Below are 14,042 nucleotides of genomic sequence, written 5' to 3' on the forward strand. Positions count from 1 at the left end.
GTTCGCAAACCTCGAAGTTTTTGGACGTTAGTTTGTTTCGCTCTCCGTATTCTGCGCCTGTACAAAATCGTGATTCAAGAAAATTCAACCCTATCCGTGATCATGCCCGCGTTTAATGCGGAAACGACAATTGCAGGGTCGCTAGATAGCGTGCTCACGCAATCTCGACAAGCTGATGAAATCATTGTGGTCGATGACGGTTCGACCGACAAAACGGCACAGATCGTTGATGCGTACAAACCGAAAGTCACTCTGATTCGGATTCCTAACGGCGGTGTCGCGGCAGCACGCAACCATGGCATAAAAGAAGCAAAGGGTGATTGGATCGCATTTTTGGATGCTGACGATGCATGGATGCCCAGTAAGCTTGAAATGCAGTTTAAGGATTTGTGTCGAGACGCGGCCTTTTCTTATACGGACGCAATTGTTGTCGATGGATCCGACAGGACCGTTCTTTCAGAAGTGACTCCTTGCTACGAGGGAGACATTTTGAAGCCACTTTTGCTTGGGAACTTCATTACAAATTCGAGCGTTGTTGCTAGAAAAGACACACTTCTCGAAGCGGGTGGATATCCCTCGCACTTGCGAGCAGTTGTTGATTGGCCACTGTGGCTTCGAATCGCCGCAAAGCACCAGGTGCGATTTGTTAATGTTCCTTTAGTTGAGTACAACGTCTGCGCGACGAGCATTACCCGCGATATTTCGAAAACACTACCTGCTCATTTAACTGTTCTTGAAGATGCATTCTCAGAGGGTGGCCTGGCTTGGAAACTCCAAAATCTTCGTGGTAGAGCTTTTTCTAATGCGTACCGGGTCGTCGCTTCCGAAGCCGCAAGAAGAGGGCAGTGGAATACAGCGATTTCCTTGTTTGCGAAGTCGGCTCTGCAAATGCCGTTTGATTTCGTAGGGTACAAATTTCTTCTCAAAGCGATGCTTGCTTGGTCTGGATTACGGGGCTGGTAGGCAAATATGACCGAGCGAAAAATTCACCTAGGTGTCGACGCACGCAGCTTAAATCTACCCTTCGTACGTGGAATTGGTACGTATCTGCGAAGTTTGATGGAGCAGTTGTTGGAAACGAATTCGGTTCATTTGACACTGTTCGCTGATCGTCCTGAATATCCAATTGCTTTTTCTGAAAACGAACACGCCGAACACGAGATTTTTGAATTCCGAGGTGATCGCTTTTCCGCATGGGAACAAGTCGGGCTGCCTCGGCGAGCCAAAGCACGTCGGGTTGACCTTTTATTTTGCCCTGGGACTTACGTACCGCTTTGGCAGCCGGTTCCAACAATCGTTACAATTCATGACACCATCGGCTGGCAATCACGCTCGCTCGGCGTTAGAGACCGTTTTATACGTCATCGGCTTTTGCCTCTCGCGTATCGAAAGTGCAGAGAAATCATCACGATCAGCAACTCGTCCAAACGAGACATTGAAGACCGTTTTTCATTCTTGCGAAACCGCTGCACTGTTATTCATCACGGTTTGGACCCCTCGTACCAAGACATCTGCGAAAAACCGAAGGCGTTCCGACTGAATTTGCCGCAACAATTGTCCGAAAGCGCCTACGTACTGTACGTAGGAGGGAACATCCCGCGGAAGCGCCCCGACTGGGCCATCAAAGTGTTCAGCGAGTCAGCGTCTGAGTCGGCTAAGTTGGTCATGCTTGGCGTTGACGCCATTCACCACAAGAATTTCCTGGCGGAGATCCCCGAAAGCATCCGACCACGCATCGTCGTATTTCCGTTTCTAAGTGAAGAAATAGTTGCTGCTCTTTACTCACACGCGACCGCAGTTCTTTACCCCACGCTCTACGAGGGGTTTGGATTTCCCGTCTTGCAGGCGAATGCGTTTGGGGTTCCTGTGCTGCATTCGGCGGTGGGAAGTCTCAAAGAGCTGGTTGGTCCCTCATCAATCGTGGTCGAACCGGAGGACTTCACTGGATGGTGCCAGCAACTCAAGATCTGCTTTGAAGGGAAACGAGATGCACGTGCGGTGAGTCGTCTCTGGGCAAGAACCTTCTGTTGGGAAAAAAGTGCGGAATTGCACCTTCAGGTATTTAGGCGTTGCCTTAAAGTAACATGATCTGCCGGGATGTTTTCAGTCTCTGAGTAATCTTGCCGGTGCAATGTAAAGAAAGCATTCATCTAGAAAACTGCGTGAACAAGCAAGAACATGAACATGATAAAAGCGGCTACGGCGAGTGATTACGATGCTTTGTACAAAGACGGATATCGTCAACAATTGTCGGGTTGCGAGTACGCGAGACTTGCGGCGCTGAAGCACTTTTTGAGCAAAGTTTGTAGAGTAAATCGAGACTGCGACGTGCTAGACTATGGAGCGGGCGCCGGCTTGCATCTGCCCTTGTGGGAAGAGTTGTTTGCTCCAGAACGCATCTTTTATTGCGACATCAGCGAAACTGCGGCAAGTGTATTCGCACAGCACTTCCACGAACGCAAGACACATTACCGAATGATTCGTAATGGGATGGCGGACTATTCCGATGAAAGCATGGACTACGTTATTAGTGTCGAGGTTATGGAGCATGTTCAAGACCTGGATTGCTATCTCCGAGACATTTTCAGGATATTGCGCCCAGGAGGCACGTTTGTCTGGACCACGCCCTGCGGCAATCGCTTTTCGGTAGAGCACATGTGGTCAATGATACGCGGCCAAATTGAATCAACGCCAGAAGGATACCGCCGCTGGACATGGGAAGATCCAACGCACGTACGGAGGATAAGAACCACGGAAGCGGCTGATCGTGTTTGTAGTATCGGATTTGAAAGCCCCATTTTTCGAATGCGGAGCCATTTGTTTTCATTTTTGGCAACTTATACGCCGCCGATGTATCGATTTGCGGCTTTTCGTGAATGGCTGATGCAGGGCGATTATTCGATGTTTCGAATGCTGCCGAACGGAGCCTCGATGCTCGCCGCCGCAAAGAAACCACAAAGTGATTGATGAACATGCGAGAACATGGTGATCCTCTGGTTCATTTGAAACGGTTTAAGCTGGTGACCATTTTCAAGATGGTGAGCTCGTCGCAGGGTTGATGTCAGTAAGTTCGCGGTACCAATTGCAGAATTCAACTCATTTATCATTGAATCGCCTGAGGAAGTAGAAATTGAAACAACATATCTATGCATATCTGATGCAAAAAGCCCAATCAATGCATAGCCCAATAGGTTCACTGTTGCGACGTGTTGCTGGCATCGTTGAGTCTGCAAAACGAAGGGCATGCTACGACATGGAATTAAATGGTGAGGCATGGTTAATTCATCAGTTAGCAGGATTAAATATCGGCTGTGTGTTCGACGTTGGAGCGCATGATGGAGCTTGGACACATCTTTGTAAGCAAACCTTGCCTGATGCAAGTCTGTTTCTATTTGAACCTTTGCCCCACTTGAATGCAAAGTTACTCGCACGATTTGGCAAGGAAAAAAAGGTGCATGTATCTGATTTTGGGTTGTCCGATGTCGGCGGAATAGAACAGTTTTTTTCGGTCTCTGAACGGCCTACCCGAAGCTCACTTGTGAGAATGAACAACCAGGGGGATGTCGACAGTATGCGGGTGCGATTCGAAACTGGAGACGAATTTTGTCGCAATGCACATATCGAGAGAATTGATTTTTTGAAAATTGATACAGAGGGAGCGGAGAATCGGGTACTTGCCGGGTTCGAGCAGATGCTACGAGCGGAGAAGATTCACATGATTCAGTTTGAGTATGGTCAAGTGAATATCGAAACGCACTTTTTGCTTAAAGATTTCTACGGGATGCTCGTACCGCTCGGTTTTAAAATCGGGAAATTAGAGCCGAACGGCGTTCGTTTTGCATCCTACAGTTACGACCAAGAGGATTTCCTGGGACCCAACTACATTGCGATCCACCAATCGCGTGAGGATGTTGCTCGAAAGGTTGCGGCTCCTTCTAAGTACCATCGCGACTATTCTCAAGGCAATGACGCAGAATTTACTTCGTAATTACACTCTCCAGCCGACCTTTTAACAGTAATTAGCACGAATCACATTGAATTCAATAAGACCTGCCGACAATTCTGCAGATATAAGGCAAATTCAAGAAATTGTTGCTCAATGGTGGATCCGTGCACCCCGGTGCCGCAACATGTGTGATGAGCCAATTTCCGTCGGTGTCCCTGTCCCTGACCGGAACACGTCGGACACAGCAAATTGGGTCGTTACAGATGAGAGAGGTGAGGAATGTGCGAACCAATCGCAAATCCTGGCGACTTGGCCATCGGGAAACCCGCGGTGGATACTTGTTACAACTCTTGTGAGTATCACCGCAGGGAAGACGCAACACTTCTCTTTTAGTTGTGTGCCAAAGGTGTCGCGTATCTCTGACGAAACGACTTTCGATTTACATAAAGCATGCTTCACCGTGCCATGGGGTCACGTCACCACCGACGCCAGCAGCGAGCAATTACTGGTACTCATGGGGGAAGACACCGATGCCACACCGAAGCTCGAAATCGGAATGTCGGCAGATCGTCATTCTGGCGAAAAAATGCAGGCCAAAATATGCAAATCGAAATTAACCGCGACAGGTCCGCTCTTCTCAACCGTCCATCTTCAGGGCGATCTAGGAACTCGACGGTGCATACAGTTCTTTGCAGATTTGACGTTGTTTTGTCATCGCCCGCTCCTGAAACTCGAAATTTCGGTTCGAAATCCACGCAGGGCCGAGCACCCCGGCGGTTTTTGGGATTTGGGTGATTTCAATTCTGAACGCCTGCATTCTCTAAGCGTAAAGTTGTCGACATCACTTCCAATTGATCGACGAATCCTCTGGAAAGAATCACCGACCGAACCGACTCGCCAGACGAATGCCGAGCAATGGCGTCTGGTTCAAGAAACCAGTGGTGGCGAAAACTGGAATAGCCGTGTACATCTTGATGCACACGGTAAAGCACCCCGTGTTACGAACGGTTACCAAGTCGTTTTTGAATCGGAACATTTCGAGGGACAGCGCGCCTCACCTTCCGTTGGACTGTGCAGTTCCGATGCTCATATTCAAGTAGCCGTTCCAGAATTCTGGCAAAAATTCCCCAACGCGATTCATGTTCATGGCGGGGATATTGAGGTTCAAATCTTTCCAGAGCAAGAAGGGTGGATTCATGAATTGCAGCCTGGTGAACAGACCACAAGCACATTGTGGTTAGAGCTAGGGTGTGGCGAAGGGGACTCCAGTTCTTTGGACTGGGTGCATCAACCAGCTACCGCCGCTCCCACGGTCGATTGTTTGAGGAATAGTGGTGGGTTGGAGTGGTTTTCGCCGGTGACTTCCGTCAATGATTCATTCTGTCACGATCTGCTTCAAGATGCCGTAGAAGGTCCGCGAAATTTTTTTCGCAAACGTGAATCAATTGACGAGTACGGTTGGCGAAATTTTGGCGATACGTGGGCCGATCATGAAGAAGCATACGCCACCCAACCTAAACCGCTGATATCCCATTTCAACAATCAATATGATTTACTGCACGGTTTGCTTCGGCAGTACCTCCTATCGGGCGACAATCGATGGTGGGAATTGGCCTCACCACTCGCACGCCACATCATCGACATCGACATTTACCACACCCAACTAGATCGATCGGTTTATAATGGAGGGTTGTTCTGGCACACTGCACATTACCTCGACGCGGGCACTTGTACGCACCGCAGTATGTCGCGAACGATGTTAGGTCAACGGCATCCTGCGGGCGGTGGCGGTCCTGGGAACGAACACAACTATACGACCGGGCTGTTGCTCTATTATTTCCTGACCGGTGACCAACGCAGCAAAGAATCCGTTCTTTCGCTGGCTGATTGGGTGATCGCAATGGACGACGGCAGCCAACATCTATTAGCGCCACTCAGTAGTGCACCGACGGGAAACGCGAGTTCTACGTCGGAGGCTGATTTCCATGGTCCAGGGCGTGGTGCAGGTAATTCAATCAATGCACTACTGGATGCATGGCAGTTAACGCACGATGAAAAGTATTTGCAGAAGACCACTGAACTGATTTTTCGTGTGGTTCACCCCAACGACTGTCCGCAGGAATTGCAATTGGACAATGCTGAACTTCGCTGGTCGTACACCGTTTGCTTGCAGTCATTGATCCGATATTTAGAAATAGCCGGTACGCAAAGTCACGAAGTGAATGCTTACGTCCGTGCTTGCTTGGATCAGTATGGGCATTGGATGCTAGAGAATGAATCGCTTTACTTGGATGCACCGGAGCAATTGGAGTTTCCGACCGAGACTTGGGCGGCGCAAGATTTACGAAAGGGAACGACGTTGATGTTGATTGGTCACTCCGTCGTGGGCGGCGAAGAAGGCGAGAAGATGTTTGCAAGAGGACGCGATTTGTTTGGTACGGCTTGGGCCCAGTTGCAAACGTTCAACACACGTGATTTCACACGCCCCCTTGCGATCGCGTTACAGCAACTTCCGATTTTTCAGTATGCGTCGTCAATTGGTTCACGCTTGCAAACCAGCGAAGGCACAACATCATCAAGCAGTTGGCAACCCAAGCAGATTTTTCGCTCGCAAAAGCAACGGATTCGCGAGCAGTTGCGATCGCCTCGGGACATGGTCACGATGCTCGGGCAGGCACTGCGTCCAAGACCCTGGATACGATCGTTTCGTCAAACCAGTTTGGCGACGCGACTCAATCGGTATTTTTCGCGTTGAAGATCGTACCGTCATCCAGTGCAAGGCCCTGTCGATTCGAATAGGATCCCTCTGGCCTCCGATTTCAGCCGTCTTCTCATTTTGTCGTGGAGCAAAAATTGTGGTAACAAATAGAATTTGCATGGAAAACCTTGCCTCCGTTGTGCTGTTGCTCTTCACGCCGCTGTTCGGTGGCGGTTGCGACGAAGTTGTCATCACCTCCGCCCAAATTTCTCCAGGTGACGCTAATCACGAAGCATCGGATCCGAGCACGAGCAAAACGATTGATGTTCTGACTGAGTCTGCGAGTAGCGGTCTCGACAACGAGGTGGTCGATGGCAGGTCGTCCGACTTAGTGACCGGCCAACCGAACGGACCGGCGAAAGTATTTGGATGCCTCGAGTACCTCGGTGCTTTCCGAATTAAGCAGGGCGACATTGCCCGAGATTTGAGTGCGGCCACAACTCTGATTGCTCCGCACCCTGATGGGAAACGGCTCTATCTTGCCACCGGACGGGCACAGTCGGCAACCCGCGTTTATATCATCGACGTTCCGGAGCCATCGTTATTGGATCCTCATGCGGATCCCAATCAGACTCCCTCGGTTCCGTGCCCTGACCAGCGTTTTGAGGTTTTATCTGATTACGTTGCGAACGCCAATCAAGGCTTCTCGTCGGGCCTGTCTGGCATGTGCTGCGCTGAGGGGCGTCTATTCCTAAACTTTGCGAGAGGCTATCACGTTCAAGGAGACATCGTACCCTCGTTGGCAGAATACGATCCACACACCTTACAGAGAATCTCGCCGTTTAAAACGATGGATCGGAAGACGTTCACAGGCCAGCACCCATCGGACCCCAATGGACGACTTACACCTTTAGCGGGGACGCCGCTCGCAAAGTACGGAGATTTTCTGGCGCGAGCCTCCTGGCTTGACAAGGCATATGGGCCACGGCAGTCCATACTAAGGGTTTCCGGTGATTCTCTTTTATGGTCAAAACTCATCTATTACACAGGAGATTGTCAGCACTCGCTCGCAACGAACTACATGTCAGACGGCAGCGGCGTGTTTATTGACGACTATTTCGTCTGGCCGCACCGAAATGGCGTTGGTGGATGGTACGGGATGGCAGATGGAACAGATGGCTTTGGGAATTTTGTTGCAAAGCCTGAAAATTGGATTCCCGATATGTCGCAACCGGATAAGGGACACCACGCATCGCCGGTCCATGCATATCTTGCTTTCGCTCAGGCGAAAGAACTGATTGAAGTGTGCGAAGGAACTCGACTTGCGTCGGATGTGAACATAACGTTCGAGGATATCACATCCATTTTGTGGGACACTTCCGTTGATAGCGAAGGGAGAACGCAAAGCCGGTGTCGGATTTGTACGTCATTGATTAGACAGAGGGATTTGTTCTACTTGGCTGAGGCAAAAGCTGACCGAACAGGAGAGTTCTACGAGCATACGCCAGTCATTCACGTGTTTAAAGAACAGAAAGAACCGGCGAATTAGGCATGTTTGGTCGGCTGGTAAATCGTACGACTCTCGTAGTCAGGTCTTGGAATACCGGTCCGCATCACCTCATATGAATCAAGATTTATTGAAGGTTTGTCAGGTCGTCCATACCTTGAATGTCGGCGGTGCCGAGATTCTCGCGCGGGAGTATGCGTTGCGGTCCAGGGATCAGTGCAATACGCTGTTTGCCTGTCTCGACGAGATCGGTTCACTCGGCGAAAACTTGCGCCGGGATGGACAGGTTGTGGAGACGCTTGGTCGTCAATCCGGATTCGACTTCGCGGTCGCCCGCAAACTCGCTCGTTTGTGTCGTGAACACAACGTCGACGTGATCCATGCTCAGCAGTACACGCCGTTTTTTTACGCTGCACTCAGTCGTATTCCTTTTGGCGGACCTCCGATCCTGTTCACTGAACACGGACGGTCGTTCCCGGATTATCGTCGTTCCAAAAGAGTTTTCGCAAACAAGGTTTTGTTGCGGCGATGCGACCACATCGTTGCAGTGGGAAAACAAGTCAAACAAGCGTTGATTGATAACGAAGGAATCTCTGCAAACCGGATTGAGGTGATCTATAACGGGATCGACATCAACGCGTTTAGGCACTCTCCCGGCGTGCGAGCGGAGGTGCGACAAGAACTCGGAATCTCCGACGCGGACATTGCGGTGTTTCAGGTCGCACGGCTAAATGCCTTGAAGGACCATGGGACCGCCGTGCGTACTTGGGCGCGACTAACCGATTGCCCTACGGTGCGGTTGTTCTTGGTGGGTGATGGTGAAGAACGGCCCTCGATTGAACGACTGATTGATAAGCTCGGGCTCCATCGTTCGATCACCTTGCTGGGTACGCGTAACGATGTACCACGATTGATTAACGCCGCCGACATGTTCCTGATGACGAGTGTTTCCGAAGGGATTCCGCTGACGTTGATCGAAGCGATGGCAAATGGAGTTCCTTGTGTGTCAACCGACGCGGGCGGGATTGCTGAAGTTGTCCTCGACGGTGTGACGGGATTGCTGTCGCCGGCAGGTGATGATGCAGCGATCGCAGCAAGCGTTATGCGGCTCGCAAAGGATGCCGATCTACGAAAACGAATGGGTGAGCAAGGTTGTGAGCGAGCCGAAACACTCTTTAGTGATTCGACGATGCACGCAGCCTATCAAGGGTTGTATCGCCAGATGTCCAGTAGCGGAACTCGCAGAGAGTTTCGATAAGGGTGAGGTCATTTTTGCACGGTCCGAAAGTTTCTGCGACTTCCGCTACGGGGGACTCGATGGGGTCGAAAGTCTCTGCGACTTCCGCTACGGGGGATTCGATGGGTCCGAAAGTCTCTGCGACTTCCGCTACGAAACCTTTTGTGCTTCATACGCGGATCGTTACCGATGTGGGGGGTGGGCCTGACAAGACGATTTTGAATTCGCCTCGCTATTTGCAGGACTTTGGGTACGATTCGGCGTGCCTGTATTTGCATCCCAACGGCGACCCTGGGATTGAAGTGCTGAAACAAAAAGCGATTGAGTCCGAGGCTGAGATGATTGCTTGGCCCGATGGCAAACCGATCGACTTTGAACTGGTCAAACGATTGTCGCAATTCTGTAAGGATCGCAACGTCGCCATATGGCATGCACATGATTACAAGACGAATGTGCTGGGGTTACAGGTCCGTCGTCACTGGCCGATGAAACTGGTGACCACCACGCACGGATGGGGCGTCGTGGGCGGCCGAAACCACTTGTATGCCACGGTGGGAAAAGCATGTTTGCCGTTCTACGATGCGGTGGTTGCTGTTTCGGATGACCTTTATCTGAGCTCAAGGCGCTGGCGGGTTTCAAAGAAGCGGGCATACATGATTCAAAATGCAATCGATACCCATTCGTTTCGCCGAACTTTGTCTCGCCGACAGGCCCGAACACAGCTGCAGCTTAACGCACACGATGGGATCGTCATATTGGCGTTAGGGCGTTTGTCCGCGGAAAAAGGATTTGACATCCTCATTGACAGCGTGGCTGAACTTCACAGCCGAGGATGTCCCGTCACGCTTTGGATTGGTGGCGAGGGAGGTTGCCGGGGGATACTCGAAGCGCAAATCGAGCGATTGGGATTGAGCCAGTCGGTTAGATTAATGGGGCACGTTATCGACCCCCGAATCATGCTGCAGGCTGCGGATATTTTTGTGCTCAGCAGTATCAGTGAGGGGTTGCCCAATGTGCTGCTCGAAGCAATGGCACTTGAGACACCGATCGTTGCAACTCGGATTGGCGGAGTGCCGCGACTGCTCGGCGAAGGTCAATACGGGGTAATGGTTGATCCTGGGAACCGCGATGCACTTGCCGATGCGATCCATGATTTGGCGAACGATCCCGATCGACGGAGCGCATTTGCCGCTGCAGCTCGTAACCATGTCATCGAAGAATTTGCCTTTGAAAAACGGATGCAGAAAATGGCGGCTGTCTATGACCAAGTGTTAGAGTAGGGGAACTCGCAGAGAGTTTCGATGAGGTTGACGTTTTTTTTGCTCGGTCCGAAAGTCTCTGCGACTTCCGCTACGATATGATGAATAAGAACGATCCCGGGACAGTAATTCGTCCTCCGAGCCTCTCCGCGTCGTTTTTGGTCAAGCGACTGGTTCAGTTCGGATTCCTGATCGCCGTACTACCTCGACTTACATGTTTTTTCCTTGCGAAAGCACTGCTGGGTCCACGAGCTCTGACCTCGTCCTCTGAATCGATCGCACGTATCCCCGGTCTGCGTGGTGTCTATTTGCGTCAAGCGTTTTACCGCTCGGTGCTTGACGCTTGCGGGCGTGACGTCTATTTGGGTTGGAACAGTGTTTTTTCAATGACCGAAGCGCGTGTTGGCGAGCGTGCGTACATCGGTCGTTACTGCAGCATCGGGTATGCCGATATCGGCGAGGAAGTGATGCTGGCCGATGGAGTCCAAATCCTTAGCGGTGGTCGCGAACACGACCGCGAGGATTCTGAGGCTTCGATGCACGAACAAGGTCAAACCTATTCACGGGTCTTTATCGGAAAGGGCGCCTGGATTGGTGCCGGCGCGATCATCATGGCGGATGTCGGCGAACATTCGATCATCGGAGCCGGTGCGGTCGTCAATCGCCCGATCCCGGATTATGCCGTCGCAGTAGGCGTGCCAGCGAAAGTCGTTCGCGAGTGGCGATGTGTTTCCCCGTAGCGGAAGTCGCAGAGACTTTCGATATCCGAAGTTAGTCTTTCCTGTTGTGACGAAACTCTCTGCGAGTTCCGCTACTTGCTAGATCTCCTATGTGTGGTATCACCGGCGCCGTTTGGTTGCCTAATAGCCCTCCCGTCGATTCGGCTGATTTCGATCGGATGACGGACACGCTTGCTCATCGCGGGCCCGATGGTCGCGGTGTGTATCGCGATGATTTCGACGATGGATCTGGAGTGCTGCTCGGCCATCGTCGTTTGTCGATCATCGATCTTGGTGGCGGTGCGCAACCGATGTGCAACGAAGACGAATCGGTCTGGATATCGTTCAATGGCGAGATTTACAATTACCGGGAATTAAGGCCGGGACTCGAGCAACAGGGGCATCGATTTCGAACGAATTCGGATACGGAAACCATTGTCCATTTGTATGAGCAGTACGGGGACGATTTTGTCACCCACTTGCGAGGCATGTTCGCGATTGCCATTTGGGACAAACGGCGGCGTCGCTTGGTGCTAGCTCGTGACCGACTTGGACAGAAGCCGCTGGTTTATTGCCATCAAGCGGATCGTTTGCTATTCGCCAGTGAGATTAAGGCGATCAAGGCGATCTCCCATGTTCCGCTGAGAATTCGAAATCAAGCGGTCGATGAATACTTGACCTATGGCTATATCCCGCACCCGGGAACGATCTACGATTCGATCCAAAAGTTGCCGCCAGCACATATTGCGGTTTTTGAGTCTGGACGCCTGACAACATCGTGCTATTGGAATCCCGAGCTTTGTCCTGATGAAACAGCGTCGACTTTGGAGCTGCAAGAGCAACTAACGTGCGTGCTCAGTGACTCGGTGCGGCTGCGCATGCGCAGCGACGTCCCATTGGGTGCGTTTTTATCAGGCGGAATTGACTCGACGATCATTACCGGATTGATGCAGAAACATGCGGCTCAGCCGACCAATACTTACACGATCGGGTTTCCGGTCGATGAGTTTGATGAGACCGAGTATGCCCACGCTGCAGCGGAGTATCTGAAGACAAATCATTGTGCGATGGAAGTCACCCCAAACTCGCTGGACCTTCTGGAGAAGTTGGTCTGGCTGTTTGACGAACCGTACTCGGACAGTAGTGCGGTGCCGACCTACTACCTGTCACAAATGACTCGGCAACATGTAAAAGTTTCCCTGACCGGCGACGGCGGCGACGAATTATTCGCTGGCTACGATCGCTATCAAACGGTGGATCGACTAAGGTATTTCGATCGTTTGCCGAGACCCATGAAGGCATTGTTGACAGGTCCGTGGCGTTATTTGATTCCTGGCGGTGGGCAAAAGACGGTGCGCCAACGACTAAAGCATCGTTTAGATATCTTGCGAGAGCCAGCGGATCAGCGCTATGCACAGTGGCTAACTGGTTTCCCACCATCTCGCCGTGATTCGCTGTATCGCCCCGAGTTTCGTGATCAGGTTTCTGCGGATGCATCACTTTCGTTCGTTGCCAATTTGATGCGACGATCTTCATCCTTGACGCCTGGCATGCAAGCGATGCGGACCGATTTGCGTTCGTATTTACCATGTGATTTGTTATCGAAAGTCGATATTACCAGCATGGCCCATGGGTTGGAATGCCGCAGTCCGTTCTTGGATCATCATGTCGTCGAGTTGGCTGGGCGGTTCTCGTTCGCTGCGTTGTCACAGCCTGGCAAGATCAAACCGATGCTAACGCAAACGTTTCTTGAAATGATTCCGCCATCATTGAGAAGGCGGCCGAAGATGGGCTTCAGTGTTCCGCTGGACCGATGGTTCCGAGACGACCTGAAGGGCTTTGCTCGCGAGATGCTGATGTCGTCGGATGCGTTTTGTCATTCGTTCTTTGAGCCAAGTGCAGTCGAGTCCATATTACACGAACATCAAGCAGGCCACTGGGGCCACGGTGACCGGATCTGGAGTTTGCTGTTTCTAGAACTTTGGGGTAGAAATACGTAAGCTATCGTTCGAAATCGTAGCGGAAGTCGCAGAGACTTTCGGACCCGCAGAATCCCCAAATCCACCGAAACTCTCTGCGAGTTCCGCTACGGGATCTTCCACTACGCGCCGCCTTTGTTCCTTATGGAGTCCAGTGATGACAACGTTAACTGACTGTCAGATTCGTGATTTGATTCTCGATGCAATCACGAACCTGAACCTGGGCCGTGAGAGCGACCAGCAACTCGATACGACCGAAGACGCCCGGATTTTTGGTCAAGGCAGTCCGCTCGAGTCGCTCGGGTTGGTCACGCTGCTGATGGATATCGAAGATGCACTGGCCGATGAAGGGGTCGAGGTAAGTTTGAGTGACGCACGAGCGATGTCACGCAAGTCCAGCCCGTACCGCGATGTGCCAACGCTGGTAGCGTTTATTGAAGAGCTAGAAGCGAGTAGCTAGGGGCGGAATGACGTGGAGTGATTGGGTGGGGGCTGTAGCGGAAGTCGCAGAGACTTTCGATGAGCTTGGTGTATTTTTGCACGGTCCGAAAGTCTCTGCGACTTCCGCTAGGGACCGTCCGCAAATAAAGTATCGAACTGCTATAGGAGAAAAACACCTATTTCGTCGATAATGCGTTGATGCAAGACGCACATATTATTGAAGGACTAGAACTTAAGTTTAATTCTCTCGTCGGGG

At 51.3% G+C, this 14,042-nt stretch carries 11 protein-coding genes; all 11 read left to right on the plus strand.

Annotated elements, in window-relative coordinates:
• Positions 1–69 precede the first annotated feature (69 nt).
• The 11 genes from Poly41_RS31670 to Poly41_RS31720 all read left to right on the plus strand — a co-directional run bounded on the left by Poly41_RS31670 (position 70) and on the right by Poly41_RS31720 (position 13,805).
• A complete protein-coding gene (locus tag Poly41_RS31670) occupies positions 70–963 on the plus strand; it encodes a glycosyltransferase family 2 protein (protein ID WP_146531380.1) in 894 nt (297 codons plus the stop codon).
• Positions 964–969: 6 nt separating this feature from the next.
• Entirely contained in the window at positions 970–2,088 is a 1,119-nt protein-coding gene (locus Poly41_RS31675; protein ID WP_146531381.1) for a glycosyltransferase family 4 protein, read from the plus strand.
• A 90-nt stretch (positions 2,089–2,178) separates the two neighbouring features.
• Entirely contained in the window at positions 2,179–2,967 is a 789-nt protein-coding gene (locus tag Poly41_RS31680; protein WP_146531382.1) for a class I SAM-dependent methyltransferase, read from the plus strand.
• A gap of 163 nt (positions 2,968–3,130) precedes the next feature.
• Positions 3,131–3,988, plus strand: coding sequence for an FkbM family methyltransferase (locus Poly41_RS31685; RefSeq protein ID WP_146531383.1), 858 nt, complete (start codon positions 3,131–3,133; stop codon positions 3,986–3,988).
• A gap of 790 nt (positions 3,989–4,778) precedes the next feature.
• Positions 4,779–6,701, plus strand: coding sequence for a glycoside hydrolase family protein (locus tag Poly41_RS31690; protein WP_146531384.1), 1,923 nt, complete (start codon positions 4,779–4,781; stop codon positions 6,699–6,701).
• 121 nt (positions 6,702–6,822) lie between these two features.
• A complete protein-coding gene (locus tag Poly41_RS31695) occupies positions 6,823–8,193 on the plus strand; it encodes a hypothetical protein (protein WP_146531385.1) in 1,371 nt (456 codons plus the stop codon).
• 73 nt (positions 8,194–8,266) lie between these two features.
• Entirely contained in the window at positions 8,267–9,409 is a 1,143-nt protein-coding gene (locus Poly41_RS31700; RefSeq protein ID WP_146531386.1) for a glycosyltransferase, read from the plus strand.
• Positions 9,410–9,552: 143 nt separating this feature from the next.
• Complete coding sequence (locus Poly41_RS31705) at positions 9,553–10,668, plus strand: glycosyltransferase (RefSeq protein ID WP_197231908.1); 1,116 nt, start codon at positions 9,553–9,555, stop codon at positions 10,666–10,668.
• 77 nt (positions 10,669–10,745) lie between these two features.
• The gene (locus Poly41_RS31710; protein ID WP_146531388.1) at positions 10,746–11,387 is read left to right on the plus strand and encodes an acyltransferase; all 642 of its coding nucleotides are present in this window, start codon (positions 10,746–10,748) and stop codon (positions 11,385–11,387) included.
• An 89-nt stretch (positions 11,388–11,476) separates the two neighbouring features.
• Positions 11,477–13,366: an asparagine synthase (glutamine-hydrolyzing) gene (gene asnB / locus Poly41_RS31715; protein ID WP_146531389.1), complete on the plus strand. Its 1,890-nt coding sequence runs from the start codon at positions 11,477–11,479 to the stop codon at positions 13,364–13,366.
• A gap of 136 nt (positions 13,367–13,502) precedes the next feature.
• The gene (locus tag Poly41_RS31720) at positions 13,503–13,805 is read left to right on the plus strand and encodes a hypothetical protein (RefSeq protein ID WP_146531390.1); all 303 of its coding nucleotides are present in this window, start codon (positions 13,503–13,505) and stop codon (positions 13,803–13,805) included.
• The last annotated feature ends 237 nt before the right edge of the window (positions 13,806–14,042 follow it).

The organism is Novipirellula artificiosorum (genome assembly GCF_007860135.1).
In the GTDB taxonomy this organism is placed as follows: Bacteria; Planctomycetota; Planctomycetia; order Pirellulales; family Pirellulaceae; genus Novipirellula_A; species Novipirellula_A artificiosorum.